General features: G+C 72.1%; 28 protein-coding genes and 1 pseudogene. 17 read left to right on the forward strand and 12 right to left on the reverse strand.

What is annotated here, in order from left to right; all coding sequences use genetic code 11:
• Nucleotides 1-21: 21 nt before the first annotated feature.
• Both O7600_RS00885 and O7600_RS00890 read left to right on the forward strand, forming a co-directional pair.
• On the forward strand, nucleotides 22-591 hold the full coding sequence (locus O7600_RS00885) for a nucleotidyltransferase family protein (protein WP_281591809.1): 570 nt from the start codon (nucleotides 22-24) through the stop codon (nucleotides 589-591).
• Nucleotides 592-607: 16 nt separating this feature from the next.
• Entirely contained in the window at nucleotides 608-862 is a 255-nt protein-coding gene (locus tag O7600_RS00890) for a DUF4839 domain-containing protein (RefSeq protein ID WP_281591810.1), read from the forward strand.
• 162 nt (nucleotides 863-1,024) lie between these two features.
• Here the strand turns inward: O7600_RS00890 and O7600_RS00895 are convergent, their stop codons facing one another.
• Together O7600_RS00895 and O7600_RS00900 are read right to left on the reverse strand one after the other, a co-directional pair.
• Entirely contained in the window at nucleotides 1,025-1,873 is an 849-nt protein-coding gene (locus O7600_RS00895) for a (d)CMP kinase (RefSeq protein ID WP_281591811.1), read from the reverse strand.
• A 244-nt stretch (nucleotides 1,874-2,117) separates the two neighbouring features.
• On the reverse strand, nucleotides 2,118-2,543 hold the full coding sequence (locus O7600_RS00900) for a hypothetical protein (RefSeq protein ID WP_281591812.1): 426 nt from the start codon (nucleotides 2,541-2,543) through the stop codon (nucleotides 2,118-2,120).
• Between the two features lie 150 nt (nucleotides 2,544-2,693).
• Here O7600_RS00900 and O7600_RS00905 point away from each other — a divergent pair, with 150 nt between their 5' ends.
• From O7600_RS00905 to O7600_RS00920, 4 genes are all read left to right on the forward strand, one after another.
• Nucleotides 2,694-3,344, forward strand: a complete 651-nt coding sequence (locus O7600_RS00905; RefSeq protein WP_281591813.1) for a DUF998 domain-containing protein — start codon at nucleotides 2,694-2,696, stop codon at nucleotides 3,342-3,344.
• A 32-nt stretch (nucleotides 3,345-3,376) separates the two neighbouring features.
• On the forward strand, nucleotides 3,377-3,748 hold the full coding sequence (locus tag O7600_RS00910; RefSeq protein WP_281591814.1) for a YciI family protein: 372 nt from the start codon (nucleotides 3,377-3,379) through the stop codon (nucleotides 3,746-3,748).
• 64 nt (nucleotides 3,749-3,812) lie between these two features.
• On the forward strand, nucleotides 3,813-5,051 hold the full coding sequence (locus tag O7600_RS00915; protein WP_281591815.1) for a sigma-70 family RNA polymerase sigma factor: 1,239 nt from the start codon (nucleotides 3,813-3,815) through the stop codon (nucleotides 5,049-5,051).
• A 220-nt stretch (nucleotides 5,052-5,271) separates the two neighbouring features.
• On the forward strand, nucleotides 5,272-5,946 hold the full coding sequence (locus O7600_RS00920) for a GNAT family N-acetyltransferase (RefSeq protein WP_281591816.1): 675 nt from the start codon (nucleotides 5,272-5,274) through the stop codon (nucleotides 5,944-5,946).
• Between the two features lie 30 nt (nucleotides 5,947-5,976).
• Here O7600_RS00920 and O7600_RS00925 read toward each other — a convergent pair whose 3' ends face one another.
• The 3 genes from O7600_RS00925 to O7600_RS00935 are packed head-to-tail and all read right to left on the reverse strand — an operon-like array spanning nucleotide 5,977 to nucleotide 8,020.
• Complete coding sequence (locus tag O7600_RS00925; protein ID WP_281591817.1) at nucleotides 5,977-6,273, reverse strand: hypothetical protein; 297 nt, start codon at nucleotides 6,271-6,273, stop codon at nucleotides 5,977-5,979.
• 51 nt (nucleotides 6,274-6,324) lie between these two features.
• The gene (locus tag O7600_RS00930; protein ID WP_281591818.1) at nucleotides 6,325-7,113 is read right to left on the reverse strand and encodes an ABC transporter permease subunit; all 789 of its coding nucleotides are present in this window, start codon (nucleotides 7,111-7,113) and stop codon (nucleotides 6,325-6,327) included.
• Entirely contained in the window at nucleotides 7,106-8,020 is a 915-nt protein-coding gene (locus O7600_RS00935) for an ABC transporter ATP-binding protein (protein WP_281591819.1), read from the reverse strand. The genes O7600_RS00930 and O7600_RS00935 overlap by 8 nt, the downstream gene beginning before the upstream one ends.
• A gap of 84 nt (nucleotides 8,021-8,104) precedes the next feature.
• On the opposite strand from O7600_RS00935, the gene O7600_RS00940 reads away from it, so the two are divergent.
• Nucleotides 8,105-8,554, forward strand: a complete 450-nt coding sequence (locus O7600_RS00940; protein ID WP_281591820.1) for a MarR family transcriptional regulator — start codon at nucleotides 8,105-8,107, stop codon at nucleotides 8,552-8,554.
• Between the two features lie 14 nt (nucleotides 8,555-8,568).
• Here O7600_RS00940 and O7600_RS00945 read toward each other — a convergent pair whose 3' ends face one another.
• Both O7600_RS00945 and O7600_RS00950 read right to left on the reverse strand, forming a co-directional pair.
• Nucleotides 8,569-10,173, reverse strand: coding sequence for a hypothetical protein (locus O7600_RS00945; protein ID WP_281591821.1), 1,605 nt, complete (start codon nucleotides 10,171-10,173; stop codon nucleotides 8,569-8,571).
• Nucleotides 10,170-11,057, reverse strand: coding sequence for an ABC transporter ATP-binding protein (locus O7600_RS00950; protein ID WP_281591822.1), 888 nt, complete (start codon nucleotides 11,055-11,057; stop codon nucleotides 10,170-10,172). Before O7600_RS00950 ends, O7600_RS00945 begins: the two co-directional genes overlap by 4 nt.
• A gap of 210 nt (nucleotides 11,058-11,267) precedes the next feature.
• Here O7600_RS00950 and O7600_RS00955 point away from each other — a divergent pair, with 210 nt between their 5' ends.
• The 4 genes from O7600_RS00955 to O7600_RS00970 all read left to right on the forward strand — a co-directional run bounded on the left by O7600_RS00955 (nucleotide 11,268) and on the right by O7600_RS00970 (nucleotide 15,774).
• Complete coding sequence (locus O7600_RS00955) at nucleotides 11,268-12,617, forward strand: cation:proton antiporter (protein ID WP_281591823.1); 1,350 nt, start codon at nucleotides 11,268-11,270, stop codon at nucleotides 12,615-12,617.
• Nucleotides 12,618-12,651: 34 nt separating this feature from the next.
• Nucleotides 12,652-13,254 (forward strand): DinB family protein, encoded by a 603-nt coding sequence (locus O7600_RS00960; RefSeq protein ID WP_281591824.1) that lies wholly within the window; start codon nucleotides 12,652-12,654, stop codon nucleotides 13,252-13,254.
• Nucleotides 13,255-13,322: 68 nt separating this feature from the next.
• Nucleotides 13,323-14,150: an SAM-dependent methyltransferase gene (locus O7600_RS00965; RefSeq protein WP_281591825.1), complete on the forward strand. Its 828-nt coding sequence runs from the start codon at nucleotides 13,323-13,325 to the stop codon at nucleotides 14,148-14,150.
• 154 nt (nucleotides 14,151-14,304) lie between these two features.
• The gene (locus tag O7600_RS00970) at nucleotides 14,305-15,774 is read left to right on the forward strand and encodes a hypothetical protein (protein WP_281591826.1); all 1,470 of its coding nucleotides are present in this window, start codon (nucleotides 14,305-14,307) and stop codon (nucleotides 15,772-15,774) included.
• Nucleotides 15,775-15,810: 36 nt separating this feature from the next.
• On the opposite strand, the gene O7600_RS00975 is transcribed toward O7600_RS00970, so the two are convergent.
• Both O7600_RS00975 and O7600_RS30090 read right to left on the reverse strand, forming a co-directional pair.
• Nucleotides 15,811-15,981 (reverse strand): hypothetical protein, encoded by a 171-nt coding sequence (locus tag O7600_RS00975; RefSeq protein ID WP_281591827.1) that lies wholly within the window; start codon nucleotides 15,979-15,981, stop codon nucleotides 15,811-15,813.
• A gap of 70 nt (nucleotides 15,982-16,051) precedes the next feature.
• Nucleotides 16,052-16,159 (reverse strand): annotated as a pseudogene (locus O7600_RS30090) (ABC transporter permease); the annotation flags it as partial.
• Between O7600_RS30090 and O7600_RS30095 the strand changes: the two are divergent.
• The gene (locus O7600_RS30095; protein ID WP_348651364.1) at nucleotides 16,127-16,285 is read left to right on the forward strand and encodes a hypothetical protein; all 159 of its coding nucleotides are present in this window, start codon (nucleotides 16,127-16,129) and stop codon (nucleotides 16,283-16,285) included. The pseudogene O7600_RS30090 and the gene O7600_RS30095 overlap by 33 nt on opposite strands.
• A 36-nt stretch (nucleotides 16,286-16,321) precedes the next feature.
• A complete protein-coding gene (locus tag O7600_RS00985) occupies nucleotides 16,322-16,525 on the forward strand; it encodes a helix-hairpin-helix domain-containing protein (protein WP_281594042.1) in 204 nt (67 codons plus the stop codon).
• Between the two features lie 38 nt (nucleotides 16,526-16,563).
• On the opposite strand, the gene O7600_RS00990 is transcribed toward O7600_RS00985, so the two are convergent.
• Both O7600_RS00990 and O7600_RS00995 read right to left on the reverse strand, forming a co-directional pair.
• Nucleotides 16,564-18,612: a glycogen debranching N-terminal domain-containing protein gene (locus tag O7600_RS00990; protein ID WP_281594043.1), complete on the reverse strand. Its 2,049-nt coding sequence runs from the start codon at nucleotides 18,610-18,612 to the stop codon at nucleotides 16,564-16,566.
• Nucleotides 18,613-18,617: 5 nt separating this feature from the next.
• On the reverse strand, nucleotides 18,618-18,977 hold the full coding sequence (locus tag O7600_RS00995) for an SCP2 sterol-binding domain-containing protein (protein ID WP_281591829.1): 360 nt from the start codon (nucleotides 18,975-18,977) through the stop codon (nucleotides 18,618-18,620).
• 279 nt (nucleotides 18,978-19,256) lie between these two features.
• On the opposite strand from O7600_RS00995, the gene O7600_RS01000 reads away from it, so the two are divergent.
• Nucleotides 19,257-20,906: a cellulose-binding protein gene (locus O7600_RS01000; protein ID WP_281591830.1), complete on the forward strand. Its 1,650-nt coding sequence runs from the start codon at nucleotides 19,257-19,259 to the stop codon at nucleotides 20,904-20,906.
• Between the two features lie 137 nt (nucleotides 20,907-21,043).
• Complete coding sequence (locus tag O7600_RS01005) at nucleotides 21,044-21,679, forward strand: M23 family metallopeptidase (RefSeq protein ID WP_281591831.1); 636 nt, start codon at nucleotides 21,044-21,046, stop codon at nucleotides 21,677-21,679.
• Nucleotides 21,680-21,706: 27 nt separating this feature from the next.
• Here O7600_RS01005 and O7600_RS01010 read toward each other — a convergent pair whose 3' ends face one another.
• Complete coding sequence (locus O7600_RS01010) at nucleotides 21,707-22,108, reverse strand: DUF4260 domain-containing protein (RefSeq protein ID WP_281591832.1); 402 nt, start codon at nucleotides 22,106-22,108, stop codon at nucleotides 21,707-21,709.
• Between the two features lie 191 nt (nucleotides 22,109-22,299).
• Here O7600_RS01010 and O7600_RS01015 point away from each other — a divergent pair, with 191 nt between their 5' ends.
• Together O7600_RS01015 and O7600_RS01020 are read left to right on the forward strand one after the other, a co-directional pair.
• Nucleotides 22,300-23,238, forward strand: coding sequence for a hypothetical protein (locus O7600_RS01015; protein WP_281591833.1), 939 nt, complete (start codon nucleotides 22,300-22,302; stop codon nucleotides 23,236-23,238).
• A 179-nt stretch (nucleotides 23,239-23,417) separates the two neighbouring features.
• Nucleotides 23,418-25,364, forward strand: coding sequence for a TetM/TetW/TetO/TetS family tetracycline resistance ribosomal protection protein (locus tag O7600_RS01020; RefSeq protein ID WP_281591834.1), 1,947 nt, complete (start codon nucleotides 23,418-23,420; stop codon nucleotides 25,362-25,364).
• Nucleotides 25,365-25,374: the final 10 nt, after the last annotated feature.

Consider the following 25,374-nt stretch of genomic DNA (forward strand, 5'->3'; position numbering starts at 1 on the left):
GTGCGGCAACCGGGGGAAACAATGCGGGAAGACGAACTGCGGGACCTTCTCCGGCGCAGCCCGTGGCTGATGCGGGCGCTCGGCGTCGTCCGGGACTCCGGCCTGCCGGACGCCTGGATCGGCGCTGGCGCCATCCGCGACCTGGTCTGGAGCGAGCGGTACGGCGACGGCTTCGACCCGTCATCGGTGCGTGACGTTGACGTCGTCTTCCTCGACGCGGCGGACCTGAGCCGCGACAACGACGACCGAGCCACCCGGCGGCTGGTGGCGGCCTGGCCGGAGCCGCCGTGGGAGGCAAAAAACCAGGCCGCCGTGCACACCTGGTACCCGGCCACCTTCGGCGGCGGCCCGGTGGCCCCGTTGCGAAGCATCGCCGATGCCGTTGCCACCTGGCCCGAGTACGCCACCGCCGTAGCGGTACGCCTCGACGCGTACGACCGGATCGCGGTCTGTGCGCCGCGCGGCCTCGACGACCTGCTCGACGGGGTTTGGCGGCGCAACCCCACCAGGGTCAGCCCGCGAATCTCCCGGCAGCGATTGACCCGTCACCGGCCAACCGAACGCTGGCCCGGCGTCCGCGTCGTGACCTGAGCAGGCGGTCGCTGCGATGAACCATCACGGCGATGACAAGACGCGGTACGACATCCTGGTCTTCGCCGGAGATCGCATCGAGTCGGGAGTGACCGGGCCCAACTTCCAGTTCAATGACGTCAACATCACCAGCGATCTGGGCCTGACGGGCTCGAACATCCCCGACACCATTGGCGTGGGGCAGAAGCGTCGCATCACTGCTGAGGTAGAGGGCTATACCGGGGACCAAGACCTCTTCCTGCTCGATCCGGTTTCTGCCGAGGTGAGATAAACCGCAGCTGTCATGAGGGCGCGGCGAGCAGTGTGTCGGCTGGTGCTGGTTGCGCCGGTGCGTGGCCGTCGATGAGCTCTTCGGCGAGGCGAGCCCTCCGCAGCAGAAGTGGGCGCTCAGGCTGTGCGTTTCGGCCTTCGGGCGCGTCTACGTACCTCTGCCTCAGTAGCCGCGGACGAGGAGTTCGACTCTGGTCTGAGGCCATGTCGTACGGAGGTAGAATTCCTCGGCGGCGCGCCACCGGCCGATCCATTCCTCGCTGTTCTCGCCTCGGGCTCGCATCCGTTGCAGGCAGATCTCACGGGGTGTGTCGACATAGGCGGTGAGGTGATGGTAGGGGCTCAACTCCGGACGGGCGGAGTAGACGCCTTCCACGATGACTGCGGCCCCTGGCCTCACCTCATTCCACGTGGCGAGCTGTCCGGTGGCCCAGTCGTAGCTCTGGTAGCGCGCCGTCTGATGGGTGCGCAACGGCATGAGGACCTGGTCGCGGAGGCGTTGCCAGTCGAAGTAACGCTGGTAGCCCTGCTGCGGGTCGAGTCGACTACGTTCATGTTCTGGCATGGGTCGGTAGAAGTCCTCCCCGTGGACGATCGTCGCGCCACTGAGCAGTTCCGCGACGCTCGCCGCCAGCGTCGTCTTGCCTGATCCGCCCGGGCCGTCGATGGCGATGATGGTCGTCCCGTCGGCGCGGGCAACGCCGTGCGCGGCCTCGGCGACGTCCTGTGCGCGTTCGAGGATGTCCACGAGCTGCTGGTGTGACCGCAAGGCGTAGACGCGACCGGGACTGGTGAGCACGACCGCCTTGGCCTGTCCGAGAGTGCCTGGTCCGGCGCCCAGCAGTTCCCGAGTGATGAGGATGGCGTCGATGACACCGATGTTCTGGTCACCCAGGCGCCGCTGAACGGCAACCATGCCTTCTCCCCGGTTCCACAGCGGCCGGCACTCCTGAACCAGGGCGGTGAGCCGTGCAGCCCGGTCCGGATCCAGACCAGGGACCGAGTCGAACACACGAACTCCTACGACGTGGGCACACCAGCTAGGGAACAAGCTATTCGACCACCCGGTACGGGGCTATCTGGTTTGCGCGGCATGAGCGCGCACGCGCTGTCGGCGGCAGATCCGGACGTCCGGGCCAGGTGCACCAGTGTGCGGACCGCGAGGTCCGCAATGGTAGGACGACACGGCCGGAGCGCGGTGTCTCCTCGATGAGGCACCGCGCTCCGGCCGTTCGGGTCGATGTGGTTTTCCGTTCTCAGATCCGGGTCATCGTGGAGGCGTAGCCGCCTCCGCCGGGGTAGGTCCATTCGCCGGTGACCGTGGTGTCGTCGGTGCTGAATGTGCCCTCGTAGTAGGCGGGGCTGCCTTTCGCACCGGCCCAGATGGTCAGCTTGTCACCGACGAGTTCGTAGACGTAGTCGAAGGTGTTGCCGGCCGTGTCGTAGAACCGCGACACCACGTCCCCGCCGACCGGCTCACCGAACGGGTGCAGATTGCCGATTACCTCCAGACCCGTGACGGGTTGGCCGAACTGGCTCAGTTCGACGTGCTGGAGCAGGAAGAACCGGCCGGCCATCCACTCGTACCGCACGGTTCCCTCGGCGCCGCCGGCCACCGACCAGGTGCCGACCAGACGGTCCAGAGCGGTCAGTTCGGCGCTCGGCCGGGTGTTCTCAGACATCGTGTCCTCCTCGGTAGGTGTTCGGCCGGTACCTCGGAGGCGACGTCCGAGCCTTGACTTCGACGTCGCGTGATCCAGCTCACGCCGTAGAACGTCAAAGTTCGCGGTGCGGCCACGAGGTAACGGCAAGCACCCACCAAGGAGGAAGTCATGGCCACCGTCGCCGCCACCGTTCCCGCTGCCCGCCGCTCGTCCGACCGCCTGCTCCTCGCCGGCGGCCTCGCCGGACCGGTCTTCTTCGCCTCGGCCGTGACGCAGATGCTCACGCGGGAGGGCTACGACATCACGCGGCACCCGATCAGCCAGTTGGCCACCGGAAGTCTCGGCTGGATCCAGATCACCACGTTCGTGCTCGCCGGCCTCGGCGGGATCGCCCTCGCCGTCGGCGTCCGGCGTACGCTCACCGAGGGCACCGGTCGGCGTGTGCTGCCGCTCTTCATCGGGATCTTCGGTGCCGGGCTCGTCGCGGCCGGGGTGTTCACGATGGATCCGGAGTACGGCTTTCTGGTAGGGGCCCCTGACGGGCCCGTCGACGAGATGTCCTGGCACAGCATCGCGCACTCGGCGGCGGCGGCCATCGCCTTCACCGCGCTGGCCGTCGCCGCCATCGTGCTGACCATCCGGTACGTCCGCCGTCGGGCCGCCCTGCCGGCGGCGCTGAACGGCCTCGCCGCGCTCGTCCTGCTGATGCCGATGTCGCCGAGCCACATGAGCATCCAGATCGCGGTGAACGGCCTGGTCGCCTTCACCTGGACGACGGTCGTCGCCCTCTCCCTGCGCCGTTCGAGCCGATCGGCGTAGCGTGACCCGAGCCCGCGAACACAAGGATGATCATGAAGTATCTGCTGCTCAGCTACACGCCGGCCGCCGCCTGGGACGCCGCGACCGCCGACACCCCGTCCGAGGAGGCGCTGGCCGCGTTCGCCGCGTACCAGCGGTTCGAGCAGGAGCTGATCGAGACCGGCGAGTTCGTCAGCAGCGAGGGACTCGGTCACCCGGCGGTCAGCACCACGGTCCGCAGGACCTCGATCGGCGTGGTGGCGACCGACGGCCCGTTCGTCGAGCTCAAGGAGGTCCTGGCCAGCTTTGCCGTGATCGACGTGGACAACCAGGAGCGCGCCGTCGAGATCGTCTCGCGGATGGTCGAGGTTCTGGGCGAGCCGATGGAGATCCGGCCGATAATGGGCGCGGACTTCGCGGCATGACCCGCCGCGTCCAGCCTCGCCGGACGGCGGCAGGCCGGGAGGGCACCCGAACGGCAGTACCGGCGTGACGCCGAACGTAGAGCACCTGCTGCGCACCGAGGCGCCGCAGGTTCTCGGTGCGCTGGTGCGGCGCTTCGGCCGCTTCGACATCGCCGAGGACGCGGTACAGGAGGCACTGCTCGTCGCGAGCCGGGTGTGGCCCACGGACGGTGTGCCGGAGAACCCGCGCACCTGGCTGATCCGGATCGGGTACCGGCGGATGGTCGACCTGCTCCGTACCGACCAGGCCCGACGCCGCCGTGAGCGGCACGCCGGGATGAGCGAGCTGGCGATGCGGGACCCGACCCGCCAGGCGGGCCCTGCGCTGGAGACCGACGACAGTCTCACGCTTCTGCTGCTGTGCTGTCACCCCGCGCTGAGCCCCACCTCCCAGGCGGCGCTCACGCTGCGCGCGGTCGGCGGCCTGACAACGGCGGAGATCGCACACGCGCACGGGACGACCGAGAACACCATGGGCGCCCGGATCAGCCGCGCCAAGAAGCAACTGGCCCGCGCCGGCGCCCGGTTCACCCCGCCGACCGACGCCGACCGCGACAGCAGGATGAACGCCGTCATGCAGGTGCTCTACCTGATCTTCAACGAGGGCTACACCGCCTCCACCGGAGACGCACTCACCCGCGTGGACCTGACCCGCGAGGCGATCCGGCTGACCCGCATGCTCCGCGACTCCCTGCCGGACGACCCCGAGGTGACCGGGCTGCTCGCCCTGATGCTGCTCACCGAGTCGCGGCGCGCTGCCCGTACCGACGGCGACGAACTGGTGCCGCTGGACGAGCAGGACCGGACACGGTGGGATCCCGAGCTGATCCGCGAGGGCACGGAGCTCATCGACAGCGTCTGGCGGCGGCGCGAGGTCGGCGCGTACCAGCTGCAGGCGGCGATCGCGGCCGTGCATGCTGCGGCTACGGCGCCGGACCGGACGGACTGGCCCCAGATCGCGGCGCTGTACCTGGGACTGGAACGGCTCAGTCCGACCGCGCCGGTACGGCTGAGCCGGGTGGTCGCAGTCGCGCACGCGTACGGGCCGGCCCGGGGGTTGGCCCTGCTCGACGACCTCAACCGGGGCTACCACCTGAACGAGGAACCGCTGACCCGGCAACGCGAACGCGCGATCCGCGCACATCTGCTCGAGATGACCGGTGACACGGCCGGCGCGGCGGCGTTGTACCGCGAAGCAGCCGCCCTGACCCACAACCAGGTCGAGCAGCGATACCTCCAACGCCGAGCCCACCGCCTCGGCTGACCGATCGTCGGCCGGCGCCCGCACCTCGGGTAGCTTCCCCACTGGCGACACCACTCGTCAGGGATCCGTTGCGCACGATCTGTCGGGCTGGAGAGCCAGTGGCTATATAGGAGACGAAGCCGCGCGTGGCGAAGGTCGGACCGTCGAGACTCGCCCGCCTGTGCGGAGACCTCGGTACCTTCGGGCGACGGCAGGCGGCAGGACACGGCATGATGCTCGGATGACATTGGCCGAGGTCTGGCCCGTGCGCCGTCTGCGGGTGACGACGTCCGTGCTCGAGCTGGCTGTGCCGGGCGAGGACGAGCTTGCCGAACTGGCGATCCGTGCGGCAGCCGGCATCTACGATCCGCAGAGCCGCTTTCTGGCGCGTTCGCCCGTAGCGGGATGGGAGTCGGGACCGTCTCCCCAGGCCGAGTGGTCGTTCCTGCGGTACTACTGGGCATCCCTGGCGGACTGGCGGCCGAGCAGATGGAACCTGGTGATGGCGGTGAAGGTCGATGGCGTGTGCGTCGGGGTGCAGGAGATCGGTGCGCAGGACTTCGGGATCACCAAGACCGTCTCGACGGGGTCATGGATCGCGCGGCGGTTCCAGCGGCGTGGTTACGGCAAGGAGATGCGGGGCGCCAGCCTGCACCTCGCGTTCGCCGGGCTGGGAGCGGATCGCGCCGAGTCCGCCGCCTGGTCCACCAACGCACCGTCGCTGGGCGTCTCGTGGTCGCTTGGCTATCAGTCGAACGGCACCACGATCCGGGCTTTCGACGGTGCCCGTCAGGAGCAGACCAACCTGGTGCTCGACCGCGAACGGTGGGAGAGCCACCGTGACGACATCACGATCCACGGACTCAGTGACGAGGTGCTTGAGCTGATGGACGTCAAGCGGGCCGCATCCCGCTGATGGCCGCTGCCCGCCATTCGTGCGGCAGGGTCAGTCGCCCAGGAACCACAGATAACGGTGGGATCCCGTCCGGGCGATCGCACAGAGTCGGCGTATCTCCGCCCTGCTGCCGTCGTCCAGAGCGACGCCGGACGGCAAACGGTCCAACTCGTCGATCAGAAGTGGTAGCTGGCGTTCGTTGAACATCGTGTCCAGAAAGGCGCAGAGGCCGCTGAGCATCGGAAAGGCCGACGGGTCGAGATCGATCAGCTCCTGCGACCAGTCGAAGCCGCGCGCTCCCCGGGCAAGGGTCTCTCCTCGCTCTGTCCGCACCTGTATGTCGATCACGGCCTGCACCGTAGGCGCCGACGCGGACGGTCTCCACGTGATTCGACCGTCTCAGCTGGTGAGGTCGCGCCGGTTGAATGTGGTCACCGCGATGGTCAGTAGCACCGCGACGATTGCGGCCATGACGCCCAGGTCGGTCCATTGGAAGCCGTTACGGAGCGGTTCTCCGCCGATGTAGTAGTGGAAGGGGGAGGCGTAACGGAGGGCGCCGGCGTTGAGCTGGGTGGCTGCGGTGCCGGCGGCGTAGGTGAGGACGGCGACGCCTGCGGTGCCCGCGAGTGCGGCGGGCCGGCTGCCCGTGGCCGCGCCGATGGTGATCGCGATCGTTCCGAAGACGACGATCAGCAGCGCCAGGGCGAGGCACTGGGCGGTGAACTGGCCGACGCTGATGCTGTCGAGCCGGGCGCCGGGCCGGACGGCGAGCATGGCCAGCAGGACCACTCCGGCGATGAGGGCGGCGCCGGCGGTGAGCGCGGCGAAGCGGTGCAGCAGCAGTCGGGTTCGGCTGACCGGGTGGGCGAGGAGCAGGTCGAGGTAGCCGGCCTCCTCGTCGCCGGCGATCGCGCGGGTGCCGGTGGTGATGCCGAAGATGACGGCGACCAGGGGCACGATGATGCCGAAGACGCTGGAGCCGAGATAACCGGCGGCGGAGGCGAGGTCGTCCATCCGCAGCGCCTCGCGTAGCGCGGGGGAGAAGCCCTGGACGGTCTGTCCCATCGCGCCTTCGGCGACCTGCGGGTAGAAACCGGCGTACGCGGCGCCGATCAGGGCGGTGCCGGCGGCGAAACCGGCCAGGCCGCGCCGGCCGTCCCACAGGGTCTTGGTCAGGACGTCAGGCATGCGTGGTCTCCCTGCTCGCGGCGTCGGCCTGGTAGTAGGTGAGGAACAGCTGTTCCAGGTCGGGTTCGGTGGCGCGCAGCGCGGCGACCCGGTGCCGCGCGAGGACGCGGATGAGTCCGTCGGGGCTGCCGGCGAGCTGGAATCTCGCGGTCGGTCCGTCGACGGTCAGGCCGGACACCTCCGGCAGGGCGGCGAGCGCGGATCTGTCGATCGGGCCGCTGAAGGTGACCTGGAACTCGTGCACGCTGCGGTCGCGGAGTCGAGCCACCGTGTCGAGCGCGACGAGACGGCCGTCGCGGATGATGCCGACCCGGTCGGCGACCGCCTCGACCTCGCTCATGATGTGCGACGACATGAACACCGTCTGTCCGGCGGCTCTGGCCTCGCGGACCAGGTCGAGGAAGGTCTGTTGCGCCAGGGGGTCCAGCCCTGACGTCGGCTCGTCCAGGATCAGCAGGGCCGGGCGGTGCATGAACGCCTGCACCAGGCCGACCTTCTGCCGGTTGCCCTTCGACAGGGTGCCGATGCGCGCCGTCAGGTCCAGCTCCAGCCGACCGGCCAGCTCGTCGATGCGGGCCTTCGGTGTGTCACCGCGTAGGCCGGCCAGGAAGGTCAGGCACTCGGCCACCCGTTGCCGCGGGTTGACGACGAAGTCGCCGGCCAGGTAGCCGACGCGCCGGTGCAGGGACACGGCGTGCCGGCGCGGGTCGTGTCCGAACAGCAGTGCGCGTCCGCTGGTCGGCCGGATCAGGTCCAGCAGCACGCGGATGGTGGTCGACTTGCCGGCCCCGTTCGGGCCCAGATAGCCGAACACCTCGCCCTCGGCCACCCAGAGGTCCAGGTCCACCAGGCCCCTGCGGCGACCGTACGTCTTGGTCAGCTTCTCCAGCTGGATCACATCGCTCACGTCTTGCAGAGTATCGAAGTTTCAAAGAATTCTGAAGAGTGCGAGATGTTAAGATCTCGGCTGATCGAGGAGGGGAGGACGCGGATGGCACTGAGCGATCCGGCGGAGCGGCTGGCGCTGGCCCTCACCGAGGGTGGCCTGCAACGGATGACCGCCCGCGTGCTGGCGGCGCTGTTGTTCACCGAGCGGGAGACGATGACCGCCGGCGAGATCGCCGACACCCTCACCATCAGCTCCGGCAGCGTGTCCACCGCGCTCAAGTCGCTGTCGACCGTCGGGCTGATCGAGCGGGTGCCCGCCCCCGGCAGCCGCCGGGAGCACTTCCGGCTCCGCGAGGGCGCGTGGGCGACGCTCATGTCCGGTCAGAACGCGATGATCGGAACCATGCGGGAAGCCGCCGACGAAGGCATCACCGCGACAGGCGCGGACAGCGTCGCCGGCGCCCGCCTCGCCGAGATGCGCGACTTCTACGACTATCTCTGGCGGGAGCTGCCGGCCCTGATCGACCGGTGGCGGGACGGCCGGCGTCGCTGAGGTCGTGCCGGCCGTCAGAGCCGCAGGTCCCGCCGGGCAAAGGCCCAGCTTCCCGCTGACATCACGGCGACGGCGCCGGTGACCATGACGCCGGCTGCCGCCCAGTTCGGTGCCGTGGCCGGTACGGCGGCGAGGTGCGCGTACGGGGACAGCGAGCCGACCCAGGCCGGGGCGTGGACGCTGTCGACCGTCGCGGTGAGCAGGAACCCGCCCGCGGTGGGCAGCATGCCGATCGTCGCCACCGCCCGCGGCGCCAGTCCGACCGCGAGGGTGGCGGCCGCGGCGCCCAGCAACGCCACCGGCAGGACGTTGACGGTGCCGGCCAGCGCGGCGGTGAGCGGTAGTCCGGCGCCGACAGTCGTCGTGCCGGCCCAGGTGGCGACGGCGGCCACGGCCACGAGTACGGCGGTCCCGGCGACGGTGGCGACAACCTCGGCGGTCAGCAGGCGGGCGCGGCTGACCGGTCCGGCGTGCAGCAGGGTCAACCGTCCCGCGTTCTCGGCGGCGGCGAACGCGGCCAGGCGGGCGGTGGCGAAGGCGCCGACCGGAACGGCGAGCAGGGCGAAGAGGGTGGCCGTGTATCCCTCGACGGTGCCGAGACCGGCGAAGCCGGCCTGGGCGGCGAGGTCGGCGAACCGAGGATTGTCGGTGAGGAAGTCGGTGAGCGACTCGGCGAGCAGGCCGATCAGCAGGAAGTAGGCGCCGATGCCCGTCGACCAAGCGGCGAGGGGGCGTACCGCGCGCCGGACGGCGAAGGCGCCGACGGAGCCGAGGAGCCACCGTCGGGGCGCGCGGCCGGCCGGCGGACGCAGCAGCCCGGCCCGGACGTCGCGTCTGCCGGCCAGGACCAGCGCGACGCAGGCCAGCGCCGCCGCGCTGACGGCCTGTGTCAGCAGGGGAGACCAGCGGTCGTCATGGTAGGGGCGGCTCAGGGCGAGCGGGCCGTACGGGGGCAGCCACCGCAGCCAGGCCAGCGCGGACACGCCGTCGCCGACCATGCGAGCCAGCAGCCCGACGCCGAGGAAGGCCAGGGTGGCGCCGGTGGCGCCGGCGCGGGTGGGGAAGATCTGCGCGGCGCAGGCCGCCGCCGCGACCGCGGTCAGCCCGGCCAGGGCGAGTCCGCTGGCGTGCAGCAGCGCCCCGCCCGTCGGCGTCCCGAGGGCCGTGAGCGCCCCGGCGAGCAGGAGCCCGGTCGACGCCAGCGCCAGGGTGAGCACGGCGAGATGCCGTCCCAACAGGGCGGCCGGGGTCAGCCGGCCGGCCAGCAGCAGGTCCCAGCGGCCGGCCTCCTCCTCGCCCCGGGTCAGCCGGGTCGTCGCCAGCGCACCCCAGGTGGTGAGCAGGACGGCGAGGACGGTGCCGGTGCGCCAGACGGCGAACCCGCCGGCGGTGTCCAGGGCGACGGGTTCACCGAACAGGGTGCGGACGGCCGGGTTTCCGGCGAGCGCGGCCAGCGCCTGCGCCGCCGCGGGGTCGCCCACGGTGCGGGCGTAGGTGGCGACGACGAGGGCGGACATGCCGACGGTCACCGCGGCGACGACCAGCGCCGGGCGGCGCACCTGACGGGCCGCGAGGCGGGTGACCGCGCGGCCCGGCGCGGTGGGCGCGGCGGCGCTCACCGGTCCGCCTGCCCGTAGTAGTCGAGGAAGATCTCCTCCAGGCTGGGTTCGCGTACGGTGAGGGCGGTGACCTCGGCGGTGGCGAGCACGCGCAGCGCCGCGCCGGGCGGGCCGGCCAGGGTGAAGCGCAGCGTCCCGTCCGTCTGGTCGAGCAGGTCGACGCCGGGCACGGTGGCCAGGTCGGGTGCGGGGCCGGTGAACTGGGCGGTGACCTCGCTGCGGTGCAGCCGCCGCAGCTCGGGCACGGTCGCGACGTCGACGAGCCGGCCGGCCCGCAGGATCGCCACCCGGTCGCAGACCGCCTCCACCTCGGCGAGTTGGTGGGAGCAGAGGAACACGGTCTGTCCGTTGTCGCGGGCCTCGGCGACGGCCCGGCGGAACTGCAGTTCCATCAGCGGGTCCAGGCCGCTGGTGGGTTCGTCGAGCACCAGCAGGGGAGCGCGGGTCGCGAACGCGGCCACCAGCGCCACCTTCTGCCGGTTGCCGGTGGAGTAGGTGCGGGCCGGTCGGGACAGGTCGAGGTCGAAGCGGGCGACGAGGTCGGCCCGGTACGCGACGTCGACGCCCGGGCCGGTGGCGGCGAGCAGGTCCAGCAGTTCCGCGCCGGTGAGCTGCGGCCACAGCGCGACGTCGGCGGGCACGTACGCCAGCAGTCGGTGCGCGGCGGCCACGTCGCCGGCGTCGACGTCGAAGATGCGGGCCCGGCCGGCGGTGGGTCGGGCCAGGCCGAGCAGCAACCGGATGGTGGTGGACTTGCCGGCGCCGTTGGGGCCGAGGAACCCGAACACCTCACCGGCGTCGACGGTCAGGTCCAGCCCGTCCAGGGCGAGGAGCCGGCCGTAGCGTTTGGTGAGCTGGTCGGTGCGGATGGCAGGTGCGGTCATCAGGGGCCTTCCGGTCGACGACGATCACGAACGCCGACCAGGCTTCCCGGCACACCAGCGGTAACCGTACTCACGATCCGGCGGGCGCGGAAGCCGCCCCCGTCCACGTGCAAGGCACCTCGGACACGGGACCGATATGATCGGCCGGATCCGTGGAGCGCCGTGAAGTCTGGTCGGCACCCTGCTTCGCCGTGTCCTCCGGAGGTTCCCGTGCTGCTGCTCTCCTTCGCCGCCGTCCTGCTCGCCGCCGTGCTGGTGTCGGCGCTGGCCAAGCGGACGATCCTGTCGACCGCGGCGCTGTTCCTGGTCGCCGGCTTCGCCCTCGGTGAGGGCACCACCGGGGTACTGCATCTGCAGGCCGAGTCGCCGATCGTGGCGCAGTTGGCGGAGCTGGCGCTGTTCGCGGTGCTGTTCACCGACGGGATGCGGGTGGGCTGGGCGGACCTGCGCAGCGCGTGGCGGCTGCCCGGCCGGGCGCTGGGGTGGGGGCTGCCGCTGACCCTGCTGGTCACCGCCGTGCTGGCGCACTACGTGGCCGGCCTGGACTGGCCCGAGGCGCTGCTGGTCGGTGCGATCCTGGCGCCGACCGATCCGGTGTTCGCCGCCGCGCTGGTCGGCAACGACAAGGTGCCCGCCCGGCTGCGGCACCTGCTCAACGTGGAATCGGGCGTGAACGACGGGCTGGCGCTGCCGTTCGTGGTGGTGCTGCTGGCCGTTGCGGCCGGCTCCGACGACCTGCACCTGGGCGAGTTGGCGACCGAACTGGGCGTCGGGCTGGCGATCGGGGTGCTCGTGCCGCTGGCCGCGATCGCGCTGGAGCGGACCCGGTTCTTCGCCGCGTCGGCGGCGTACGCGCCGCTGAACGGGGTGGCCATCGGGTTGCTGGTGCTGGCGCTGGGCAAGGCCACCCACGGCAACCTGTTCCTGGCCGCGTTCGCTGCCGGCATCACGGTGGCGACCTTCGGGCCCCGGGAGCGGGCCGCGTTCGAGCACTTCGGGGAGAACGTCGCGGAGCTGCTGAAGCTGGCCGCGCTGCTGGTGTTCGGGGCGCTGATCTCCCCTGGGTTCCTCGGCGAGATTCCCTGGACCGGCTGGGTGTTCGCGGTGCTGGCGATCGTGGTGGCCCGGCCGGTCGCGCTGTGGGTGTCGTTCCTGCGCTCCGGGCTGAGCCTGCGCGAGCAGGCCGCGGCGATGTGGTTCGGCCCGAAGGGCTTCGCCTCGGTGGTCTACGGGCTGCTCGTGCTGGAGGCCGGCATCGGCGCCGCCGACGAGGTGTTCCACCTCGTCGCGTTGACCATCGTCATCTCCATCCTGGCCCACTCCTCGACCGACGTGGTGGTCGCCCGGGCGTTCGACGACAGCGCCGAGGTCCCGAACTGGCACGGCGTGCTGCGCCGGATCCGCCGTGCCCCGCGCGCGGGCTCCGTTCCCGGACAGCGGGCGGCGGCCGTCCCGAGCGAGGCGGACGGCGAGCGGACCGGCGAACAGGGCCGTGCCGGTGACGGCGCGGCAGTGGTGCCGCACGCGGGGGATCAGGAGGTCAGGCGACCGCGGTCGTGATCATGCCCGGGCTCGGTCGAGGTAGGGTGCGGAATTGGCAAGAAGCGAGCGGCTCGCGGACCAGTTGGACCGGCACTGGCAGAAGAATCTGCGGCCGCGGCTGCACGGGCTTGCCGATGCGGAGTACTTTTGGGAGCCGGTGCGCGGCTGCTGGAGCGTCCGCCCACGTGACACGTCGGCCGCGCCGAACTCGGCACGTCCGCGGGAGTGGGCGATGGACGTCGCGTCCCCCGCCCCGGTGCCGGTGCCGGTGACCACGATTGCCTGGCGGCTGGCGCACATCATCGTCTCCTGCCTGGGCTATCGGGTCGCATGGCACTTCGGCGGCCACGACGTCGACTCCCGGACCTTCGCCTACGCGGGGACCGCTGACGAGGCGCTGAAGCAGCTCGACGAGATGTACGGGAGATGGAACGCGGGGGTCCGCGAACTCTCGGACGCTGACCTGGAGAGTCCGCCCACGGTGGGACCCGAGCGGTTTCCCATGGAGGGCATCGTCCTGCACGTCAACCGGGAGCTGATCCATCACGGCGCCGAGATCGCCCTGCTGCGCGACCTCTACCGCTGGCGGGACGGAGCCGCCGATCCGTTGGGAGCGGTACCAGCGGGGCGACGCTCCACATCGTCCGGTCGCTAGACTCCGGGACGAAGCCCGGAGCCGTCCTCAGCGCCCCGTGCGCTGACCAGAATCGGATGGAGAGGCCATTGACCGGCGACAAGGCCGCACCCCCCGGCATCGACCGCACGGTCCCCAGCGTGGCCCGGGTGTACGACTACTTCCTGGGTGGCAAGGACAACTTCGAGGTCGACCGGCAGGTCGCCGAGCACGCCCTGAAGATCACGCCGGACGGGCCGGCCGCCGGTCAGGCCAACCGGGCCTTCCTGCGCCGCGTGGTGCGCTTCCTCGTCAGCGAGGCCGGCATCGACCAGTTCCTGGACGTCGGGTCCGGGCTGCCCACCCAGGGCAACGTGCACGAGGTCGCCACCGCGCACGACCCGAGCGCCCGGGTGGTCTACGTGGACAACGACCCGATCGTCCTGGCGCACGGGCGGGCCCTGCTCGCCGCGGAGGGCACGACGACGGTGATCCAGGCCGACATCCGACGCCCGCAGGAGATCCTCGACGATCCCGACGTCCGCCGGTTCCTCGACTTCGACCGGCCGATCGGGTTGCTGCTCTTCGCGATCCTGCACCATCTCGGCGACGACGAGGAGCCGCGAGCCGTGTCCGCGGAGCTGATCGACGCGCTGCCGTCGGGCAGTTACGTGGCGATCTCGCACTTCCGTGATCCGGGGGAGCGGGACCCGGAGGGCTCCCGGAAGGCCCGCGAGGTCGAGCGGGTCTTCAACGAGTCGCTGGGCACCGGCCGGTGGCGGACCGACGAGGAGATCCTCTCCTTCGCCGACGGGTTGACGCTGCTGGAGCCGGGGCTGGTGCCGTTGGCCGAGTGGCGTCCGGATTCGGGCACGTCCGCGCCGAAGCAGACCGACACCTACCACACCTTCGTCGGACTGCTCGCCCGCAAGCCGTAGGCGCTCGCGACGTCGCCGGCGCCCTCGCCTCTGGCGGAACGGACCGCGATGAGGCTCGCCGACTGCCGGCCCGGACCCGCCATCGGGGGATTGCTACTCTGCGCGTCGCCGCCGGAGCGTCCGACGTGTTGCCGTGGCCGATGGAGGAAGTGGCGTGCGCGCGATCCCCCAGCCCCGACGACGGATGGCGCTCGGCGTCGTCCTGGTGCTCCTGGCGTCCGGGTGCGGCGCGGACCCGCCGGCCCGCACCGGCACGCCTGCGCCCACGTCGGTCAACTCGGACCAGGTCGCCCCGCCCTCGATCCCGTCCGCGGGCCGGGCCGGGCTGGGACCCGCGTCGGTCGACTGCCCGCGGCCCGGGCCGGCGCCCCGGTCGTCGAACCGGCTCAGCCCGACCGGCGGGTCCTACCTGGGGCGCGCCGGCGGCACGGCGACCGCCGTGGACGTCACCCCGGCATGCCAGATCGTGGTCGGTGGCCGGTTCACCGGCCTGCCGGGCGGGCCGACGACGACGATCGGTCGGGGTGGCGCCGGCGCGCTGTTGCTGCTCGACGGCACCGGCCGCCGGCTGCTGCGTACCGTCCGGCTGGCCGGCGCGGTCGAGGACCTGGAGGTACGCCGCGGCGGCGGGGAGATCGCCGTGGCGACCGACCGCGGCGCCGTGCTGCTGGACGCGGCCGCCGGGCGGGCGCGCTGGCAGCGCGGCGGGCCGACCAGCCGGGTCGCGGTCGGATCCGCCGGCACGGTCGCGGCCCTGACCGGCTCCACGGTCACGGTGTACGACCTGGGCGGCGCGACGCTGGCCCGGGTCGCGCTGGGTGGCCGCACGGTCAGCGACGTCGCCGTGGACGACCGCAGCGGCCTGGTCTTCGTCAGCGGTTTCCGGCAGACCGGCGGCGCGCGGTGCGTGCCCGTGCAGATCGCGTACGTGCACGCCTACGACCGGCGGGGCACGCTGCGCTGGCGTGCCTACGACCATCCCGTGGACCGGCTGGGTGACCTGTGCGCGGACAGCCGCGCCGACCGCGTGGCGATGGGCCGGGACGGGCGGTTGTACGTGGCGGGGGAGACCGCCGGCGGGAACACGGTCTTCGCGCGCTCGGCCGCCGACCCGGGGCGCCCCGCGCCGAACGTGGTCACCGACGACTTCAGCCGGGCCAGCAACACCGGAAACGCGCACTACACCTACCTCGCGCGCTTCGATCCCGCCTCGGGACGCCAGCTCGCCGGTCAGGTGGTGATCAGCCGCATCGACAGCAAGGGCGACCGGGGCAACACCATCACGCCGCTCGCGGTCACCGCCGACGAGTCCGGTCGGATCTACGCCGGCGGGGTGTCCGCGTACCAGATCGCCGGCCGCGCCCAGGTGACGCTCGGCGGCCGGCGGCTGGCCCCGTACGCCGGTGGTGACGCCTGGGTGCTGGTGCTCTCGGCCGACCTGCGGCGGCGGCTGACCTGGGTGGTGTTCACCGACGGCGGCGCCGGCGTCGTGCGCGGGGTGGCCGTGGCCGGCGGCGTCGCGGCGGCGGCGGCGCAGGTGGACCGGGCCGGCTTCTGGCGCGGGCCCGGCCCGTCCCTCGGCACCGGCGGCGGCTACCTCGCCGCCTGGCCCGGCCTCGGCTGACCCGCGTCGCGGCGCCCCCGATCCTGGACGATCCCGCTACTCGGTGCGCAGCGCCGTCGCCGTTCGGGTCCGGGCCGCCCATCCGGCGGGCAGCAGCGCTCCGAGCAGGGCCGTCACCGGCCCGCCCAGCGCCAACGCCGTCAGCAGGACCGGCCCGTACACGTCGAGCAGCGTCTCCGGCAGGCGCAGTCCGCCGCTGGCGGCCATGGCGGGGGACGACGAGCCGGTGCATCGCCATGCCGGTGGGTACGCCGAGCAGCCCGCCGAGCAGCCCCACCCCGGCGACGGACGCGACCACCATCGCGATCGTCTGGCCCGGCGTCATTCCGAGTGCCTTGTGGACGCCGAGGTCGTGGACCCGGTCGCGCAGGTCGAGGACGAGCATGTTGAGCACACCGAGTGCGGCCACCGCGAGGAGCAGCAGGGTCAGCTCGGTCTGCGCGACCGGGTCCAGGCCGTCGTGGTCGCCTACGAGACGGGCCTGGTCAGCCCCGGTTCGCCGGACGACTGAATCAGGAACGCGTACGTGACCTCCTCGTCGGCCATCATGGAGAGCGTGAGTTCTCCCCTGGACACGCTGCCGAAGATCGGTGCGCCGGCGACGCGCGCGTTGCACGACGCCGGCTACACGGCCCTGCGTGAGCTGGCCGGGGTGCCGCGCGCGGAGTTGGCCACGCTGCACGGCATCGGGCCGAAGGCGCTACGGACCATCCAGCACGCGCTCGAGCAGCACAACCTGAGTCTGGGCTAGGACGCGACGTCCGCCGATTCCGGGACTGCGCTGCCCGGTCACGACTCCACACGACCCGGCCGGTGGCGCGCGAACGCGTCGAGCCGGCCCCAGCGGCCGGGAATGTCGAGCAGGGTGATCCGTTCGAAGGCGGGTGGGAGCGCCGGAGTGGTGGCGAGGTGGTCCTCGTGCGGCTCCAGACCGAGCATCGCCCGGATGAGGAGCAGCGACGCGCCGCTGGACCAGGCCTGCGGACTGCCGGCGGTCGGGTAGCGCACCGGGTACCGGGTGGTCCGGCGGTCGAAACCGCCGAACGCCTCGGGCAGCCGGCCCTCGAAGTAGCCCGCTGCCTGGATGATGCCCTCGGCGATGCGCCCCGCCTCGTCGGTCAGGCCGTAGCGGCGCAGGCCCCAGGCGATGAAGGAGTTGTCGAAGGGCCAGACGGTGCCGGTGTGGTAGCCGAGCGGGTTGTAGCGGCGCTGCCCCTCGGCCAGCGTGCGGACGCCCCAGCCGGAGAAGAGCGCCGGACTCATCAGGTGTTCGGCGACGCGTCCGGCGCGCTCCGGTGGGACGATGCCGCTCCACAGGAGGTGTCCGATGTTGGAGGACAGGCTGTCCACCGGGGTGCCGTCGCCGTCGAGCGCGAGCGCGTAGTAGCCGCGATCCGCCAACCAGAAGTCCCGGTTGAACCGGTCGTACAACGCCGCCGCCTCGCCCTCCAGTCGCTCGGCCAGGGCCGGGTCACCCCAGAAGGTGCGCGCCAGCCGGGCTGTGCGGATCTTGGCGTCGTAGGCGTAGCCCTGGGTCTCACAGGTCGCTCTGGGGAAGCCAGGCAGCCGGCCGTCGGCGTAGGAGATGCTGTCCCAGGAGTCCTTCCAGCACTGGTTTTCCAGGCCTGTGGTCCGGTTGCGGCGTTCGTACGAGACGTAGCCGGTGCCGGTCAGGTCGGCGTAGCGGTCCAGCCAGTCGAGGGCGGCGCGCGCCTCCTGCTCCAGCTCGCACACCAGGGCCGCGTCGCCGCTCCACCGCTCGTACTCGTCGAGCAGCACCAGGAACAGCGGGGTGGCGTCCACGGTCCCGTAGTACGGCGAGTGCGGTTGTTCCTCGAAGGCCGCGGACTCGCCGTACCGCAGTTCGTGCAGGATCCGGCCGGGATCCTCCTCCAGCACGTCGTCGGTGCGCGCCCCTTGCAGCGAGGCGAGGATCCGCAGGGTCGTCGGTGCCAGGGACGGCGTGAACGGTAGCGCCTGGAGGCAGGTCAGCAGACTGTCCCGGCCGAAGAGGGTCATGAACCAGGGCAGCCCGGCGGCGGGCACGGTCGCGCCGCCGAGCGAGAGCGGCGCGAACCGCAACGCCGCCAGGTCCACCAGGCTGCGCTCGTAGACCTGTCGCAACACCGGGCTGTCGGTGTCCAGCGTCGGCGCCGCCGCCACCCAGGCCCGTGCGCTGTCCGGCAGGGTCGACGCGTCGGGTCGGAGGGCCCGGGGCCCGGACCGCAGGTCGACGCCGTCGGGCCGCAGCGCCCTCATCTCGGCACGTACCTCGACGGTCCAACTGGACCCGGCGGCCAGCCGGATCGGGAAGTGGAGGTGTTCCGGTGTGAAGGTCGCCGGTTCGCTGGCCGTGAGGACGATCTCCCGCTGGAAGGTGCCCCGACGGTAGCCCAGCCGCAGCTCGTCCGGCGCGGCGTGGGCGTAGCGCTCGCCCACCTTCGTGTCGGCATCGAACTTGATCTCGAAGATGTCGGCGAAGTCGGCGCCCACCTCGAGACGTACGGACAGGTCCAGATCCGATTCGCCGTAGTTGAAGACGGTGACGACCTCCACGAGGTCGGCGCCGATGCGGCGTCGTCGGATCGCGGACACGTCGGCCTCCACGTAGTCCATCCGGCCGCCGGGCACGAGGAAGAACGCCACCTCGAAGTACTGGCTGTCGTCCACGGAGAGGGCGGTCATCCGCTCGCCGTCGACGGTGAGCACCCAGCGCGACAGGTATCGCGTGTCGGCGGCGAACAGACCCACCGGCGCGGCCGACGACGCCTCGATGTCCCCACTGCTGTCGGAGACGATGAACGTGTTGCCGTCGATGCACGACACCGTCCCGGGCACGTCCCTCACGCGCCGCCTCCACCGTGCCGGCCGTTCGCCGTCGCCGGCGCGGGTAGCAGCCGCCCGAGCCGCAGCGCCAGCGCGAGGTCCCCGTCGACCATGATCTCGCCCCGGTTGATCGCCGCCAGTCCGTTCATCTCGCCTGTCGCCAGCGCCTCGGCCGTCTGTTGGGACATCCTGATCACCGTCGAGGCCGGGTTGTCGTCCTCGGTGACCCGCAGCCGCCCGCGGTCGATGTCGAGCCGCCAGTGGCGCACACCCCGGTCGTCGTGGATGTCGAACCGCACGCTGCCACTGACCTTGACGAGCCGGTCGTCTGCGCCGTTACGGCGCAGACGGTCGAAGAAGGCGTCGATCGACGTCACCCGTGCCTCCTCGCTGCCGCTCCGCGTGGGTCGTCGGCTACCCGTCTGGTGGCGGCGCTAACGCCGGCCCGCGCGGCAACCGGTGGCCACTCGGACGCGGGTGGATTGCGGTGCAACAAACCTGCACATCTCAACTGTTGCCTTGGCGGTAAGCGCTTTCTTAGCCTGTGTTTCATCGATGTTTCGGTCCTTGCCCGGGGTCGAGGGTGCGCGCGCGAAGCCATGCGCGGCGCCGGACTTCGAGCAGGTCCGCGCCGTGTCGACTCCCGAGGAGACGTAGTGAGAAGCGTAGTGCGACACAGATTTCTTGCCGGCGTCACCGCCGCCGCGGCCACCGCCGCGGTCGCCGCGGTGCTGCCGATGACGTACGCGTCGGGTGCGCTCGACGCAGCGAATTCAACATCGATCACCGCTAATGCCATGAACCTCAGTATCGGGGCCGGCGCCGACGGCTCCAGCAAGGCCGCCGGCACCAGTTACGGCAATGTGGTGGACGGCGACCTGGGCACCTACTGGTCGCCGGTCGGCACCACCGGGCGCATCTCGGTCAAGTGGGGCTCCGCCACCACGGTGGCCTCGGTCGCCATCCGGGAGGCGGCCGGCGCGGTCGGGGTGATCGGCTCCTGGCGGATCGTCAACAACGACACCGGGGCCGTCCTGGCCAGTGGTGCCGGAGCGGGGGTCGTCACATTCGCCGCCACCTCGCTTCGAAAGATCAACTTCGAGATCACCAGCGCGACCGGGACGCCGAGGGTCGCCGAGTTCGAGACGTACGCCCCGGGGGCGAGCACCCCGCCGCCGAGCACCCCGCCGCCCACCGGCGGGCCGACCACCCCGCCGCCACCGTCGAGCGGCGCGCTGTACGTGGCGCCGACCGGCACCGACGGCGCGGCCGGCACGCAGGCGAACCCGACGACGCTCACCTCCGCGATCGGCCGGATCACCGCCGGCGGCACGATCTGGCTGCGCGGGGGCACCTACCGCTACGCGCAGACCGTCACCATCGGCCAGGGCAACAACGGCACGTCGAGCGCGCGCAAGAACATCTTCGCCTACCCGGGTGAGACCCCGGTCCTGAACTTCTCGGCGCAGAGCGAGGATCCGGCGAACCGTGGCCTGCAGATCGGCGGGTCGTACTGGCACATCCGCGGCGTCGTCGTCGAGCGGGCCGGGGACAACGGCATCCTGCTCGCCGGCAACAACAACATCATCGAGCGTGTGGTGACCCGCCACAACCGGGACTCGGGGCTGCAGCTGTCCCGACTGGTGGCCAACGCGCCTCGCGACCAGTGGCCGTCGAACAACCTCGTCGTCAGCACCGAGTCGCACGACAACGTCGACTCCGACGGTGAGGACGCCGACGGGTTCGCCCCGAAGCTCACCGTCGGCCCGGGCAACGTCTTCCGCTACACCGTGTCCCACCACAACATCGACGACGGCTACGACCTCTACACCAAGAGCGACACCGGGGCGATCGGCCCGGTGACCATCGAGTCTTCCCTCGCCTACGACAACGGCACCCTGAGCAACGGTGGCCAGGCCGGCAACGGTGACCGCAACGGCTTCAAGCTCGGCGGCGAGGACATCGGGGTGAACCACACCGTCCGGGGCAACATCGCCTACCGCAACGGGCAGCACGGGTTCACCTACAACCGCAACCTCGGCGCGATGACGGTGTCGAACAACGCCAGCATCGACAACACCGAGCGCAACTTCACCTTCGACGGCGGCTCCTCGGTGTTCCGGAACAACACCTCCTGCGACGGCGGCTCGAACGACCGGATCGTCGGCAACTCCGACAGCTCGAACCAGTTCTGGTCCGGCACCAACGGATCCCGGTGCTCCTCGTACACCGGAGCCCTGGGCTGGTCCTTCGCGGCCGACGGCCGCCTGGTCGTGACGTTCGGCGGCCGGGTGGTCACCCCCTGACCGGGCGGACGACGCCGGCGTCACCGCCGCGGTGACGCCGGCGTCGGACGGCGGTCCGGCCCGAGATCGGTCGGCCGGCCCCGGCGGCGGGTGGGGGAGCGGCGCCGGCCGGGCCCGCGCGTGACATGCTCGCCGTGATGACCGCCGAGCGACCGTACGACTCCCGCCCGCGCCGCCGCGCGGTCCGCGTCGCGTCGGTCGTCGGCGTGCTCGCGGCGCTGGTCGTCGCCGCGGTGGTCGTGGTGCCACTGCTGCGGCCGGGTCCCCGGCCGGCCTTCCACCTGCCGGTGGCCTGCGGCGAGACGTGGCGGCTGTCCACCTATCCCGGGCACGACGACTACGACGTCGACCTGTTCCCGACCACGGGTGAGGCGTGGGGCCGCCCGGTGCTGGCGTCCGCCGCCGGCACGGTCACCGTGGCGGGGATCAACGGCTCCCTGGGCGGTCGCACCCCGCAGGACCCGAACGGGCCGAGGGGGCGCGGCGGCGGCTACTGGGTCAAGATCGATCATGGCGGACGGTGGGAGACGCAGTACCTGCACCTGCTCGAACCGCCGTCGGTGCGGGCCGGCCAGCGGGTGGCCCGGGGCGACCAGCTCGGGCGGGTCGGCAGCACCGGGAACTCCGGCGCGCCGCACCTGCACTACGAGCAGCGTCGGGGCTGGGAGAAGGTGGAGACCCACTTCGACGGCGTGCCGTCCGGCATCACCTCCGACGACCGTGAGTACACGGTCCGGCTCACCAGCGCGAACTGCCCCCCGACCCGGCGCTGATCCGACCGGGTCCGCGCGTACGCGGGCTCACCGCGGGGTGCCGCCGCGGGACCTCCCGATCGGGCCCAGGTGCGTGTGCTCGAATCCTTCGGCCGTCTTCAGGCCGTAGCCGAGGGCGCGATCGACGGCGATGTGGAACGCCCACGCGACGGCCAGCACGCCGAGCCAGTCGATCCGGTCACCGAACCCGGCGGCGGCCACGGCCACCGCGCCGAGCGCCGCCGGCAGGGTGTAGGAGTGCGCCAGGTTGTAGCAGAGCGCGCCGAGGCGTGGCCCGCCCAGATAGCCGAGCATGGACAGGTCGACGACGAGGAAGAGGGCCGGCAGCGACCACCACGGGTAGCCGGCGGCGACGGTCACCACGACGGCGAGGGCCGCGACGACGAGGGCCTCGACGCGTTGCGCCGCAACCGGGCTCAGCACTGGCATCCGCACCTCGATGGGTCGTTCCGTCGGACAGTCGCGACACGAGCCTAGCCGCGGCCCGTCGTGGCCGGGCGGTGCAGCGACGCGCCGGGACCGGCCGAAAGTCCGGGGACGGATCGGCGGTTCGGTTCGATCCGGTCCCCGGCCCGATCGGTGTACCCGGCGGTAGGCCGCCTGCTCCTATGCTCTCCGGCGTGCGTCTCCCCAAGATCCCCTCACTGCTCGGGGTGCCGAGCTACGACCTCGTCGACCACTACGCCGATCTGGCGCCGCTGCGGCGGGCGCTGCGCGCCAGGGACTGGCCGGCCGTCGTCGCCTTCTTCGACCGGTTGCCGGAGCACGACGACCCGACGGTCGCCACCGCGATGGTCGCCGAGACGAGGGGCGTGGAGACGTTCCTGCGCGTGGCGGGAGGCGGACCGGCCGAGTCCACCCTGGCCGCGACGCTGCTCGGCGCCCGGCTGGTGTGGATGGCGTGGCAGGCCCGGGGGTCGGCGCGCGCCCGGCACACCAGCCGCGGCCAGTTCGCGTCCTTCCACCAGATCCTGCACGAGGCCGAGCGGGTGCTCGGCGAGGTGACCGCGGAGGAGCCGGGCAACATCGCCGCGTGGACGGCGCGGCTGCGCACCGCCCGGGGTCTCGAGATGGGACAGGCGGAGGCGAACCGTCGGTACGAGCGCGCCGCGAAGGCCCGGCCGGATCCGTTCTTCGCCCAGCTCACCCACGTTCAGCAGCTGTGTCCGAAGTGGGGCGGCTCGCTGGACCGGTTGCTCGGCTTCGCCCGGCACTGCGCCGAGACGGCGCCGCCCGGATCGCTCAACGCGGCGGCCGTCGCCGACGCCCACCTGGAGTTCGCGTACGAGTCGGGCATCGCGCACCTGCGGTCGCCGGCCGTGCTCCACGAGATCCGCGGCGCCGTGGCCCGTTCGGTCGGGCACCCGGACCACCGGCCGGTGCACGGCTGGGTCCAGGCGGAGTGCAGCTTCTCGTACGTCCTGCGGCTCGCCGGTGACCTGCCCGGCGCCGCCGCCCGACTGGCCGCGCTGGGCAACCGCGTCACCATCTACCCCTGGCCCAGCGCCGGTGAGCTCAGGACGGCGCGGCGCACGCTCCGGGTGGCCGCCGCGCGATGACCCGGGGACCGATTCCGGTGGCGGCGGTGGGCCGGTCGTGCCAACCTGGAGACTGCTCGCCGCCGTACCGGGCGGGCCGCGAGTTCGGCCACGACGACCACGACGAGGAGTGACAGTGCGAGCAGCTTCCACGCTCCGGACCCCTGACCGTCTGACCGTGGAGTCCTGCCTTGGCCCTGGTGAACCTCGGAATCGTCGCCCATGTTGACGCCGGCAAGACCAGCCTGACCGAACGCCTGCTCTACGAGGCCGGCGCCGTGTCCCGGCCGGGCAGCGTCGACGCCGGCACGACGCGGACCGACTCGATGGAGTTGGAGCGTCGGCGCGGCATCACCATCCGGGCGGCCGTCACGTCCGTCACGATCGGTGATCTGCGCATCAACCTGCTGGACACCCCCGGCCACCCCGACTTCATCGCGGAGGTCGAGCGTTCGCTGGCCGTGCTGGACGCCGCCGTGCTCGTGGTGTCGAGCGTGGAGGGCGTCCAGCCGCAGACCGTCGCCATCTGGCGGGCGCTGCGCCGCATCGGTGTGCCGACGGTGGTGTTCCTCAACAAGGTGGACCGCCGCGGCGCCGACGTCGACCGGGTGCTGGCCCAGGTGCGCCAGCGGCTCGGGGCACGTCCGGTCCTGCTCACCACGGTCACCGGGCAGGGTGATGCCGAGGCCCGGGTGCGGGCCGTGGGCCTCGACGCCGAGCCGGTGGTCGAGGCGGTGGCGGAGGTCGACGACGCGGTGGCGGCGCGGTGGCTGACGAACGAGCCGGTGCGCGTCCGCGACGTCCGGCGGGCGATCCGGAGCGGGGTACGCCGCGCCGAGCTCACCCCGGTGGCGTGCGGCTCGGCGATCACCGGAGCCGGCGTACGGCAGCTGTGTCACCTCCTCGCCGACCTGCTGCCGCGCGGCGCCGAGCGGAACGGCCCGCTGGCGGGCACGGTCTTCGCCGTGGATCGGGACGGGCACGGCCGGCGGGCCTGGCTGCGGTTGTGGTCCGGGCGGCTGCAGGTGCGGGATCGGGTGCAGCTGGCCGGAAGCCGCCCGCAGACGGTGACCCAGATCGCCGTCATCGAGCCCGACGGGGTTCTGGTGCGTCCCTCGGTCTCCGCCGGGCAGATCGCCGCGGTGCGCGGCGTGTCGGCCCGGATCGGCCAGCACATCGGGGACCCGCCGCGGCGACACGTCTTCCGGTTCCCACCCCCGACCAGGCAGGCCGTCGTCGAGCCGGTCGACCCGGAGCAGCGCCTGGCGATGTTCGCCGGCCTGGCCGAGCTGGCCGACGAGGACCCGCTGGTCGACCTGCGGCTGGACGAGCAGGAGGCGGAGGCGGTGATCCGCCTGCACGGCGAGGTGCAGAAGGAGGTGCTGGCCGCCCTCATGGAGGACCGCTACGGCGTCCGGGTGCGGTTCTCCGGCACGTCGACGGCCTGCATCGAACGGGTCACCGGCACCGGAACCGCCGAGGAACGGGCGAACGAGCGCGGCAATCCCTACCTGGCCGGGTTGGGTCTGCGGGTCGAGGCGGCGCCGGTCGGGCACGGCATCGAGTTCCGGCCGGGGGTCGAGCCCGGCCGACTGCCACCGGCGTTCGTCGCCGCCACCGAGGAGGGCGTGCGGGCCGCCCTCCGGCAGGGCCGGTACGGCTGGCCGGTCACCGACTGCACGGTGACCATGACCGCCTCCCGGTACTGGCCGCGACAGAGCAGTTCGCACCAGAAGTTCGCCAAGTCCATGTCGAGTGTGGCGGCGGACTTCCGCAACCTCGCCCCGGTCGTGGTCGCCGCGGCGTTGCGGCGGGCGGGCACCCGGGTGTGCCAGCCGGTCGAGCGGTTCGACGTCAACCTTCCGCCACGTGCGGTGGAGACGGTGATGGCGCTGCTGGGCCGGTTGGGCGCGGTCGTCCACGACACCACGCTGGCCGGCGGGTACCTGGAGGTGAGCGGCACCCTGCCGTCCGCGCGGGTGCCACAGGTCGTTGCCGCGCTGCCCGACCTCACCGGTGGCGAGGCCGTCCTGGGCACCACCTTCGACCACTACGCGCCGGTCACGGCCGAGGAGTCACCGACGGCGCCCCGGCGCGGACCCGATCCGGGCGACCGGGAGGTGTGGTTCCGCGCCGTACCGCGGTAGGCCGCCGCGG

Source organism: Micromonospora sp. WMMA1998 (assembly GCF_027497375.1).
GTDB classification, from domain to species: domain Bacteria; phylum Actinomycetota; class Actinomycetes; order Mycobacteriales; family Micromonosporaceae; genus Micromonospora; species Micromonospora sediminicola.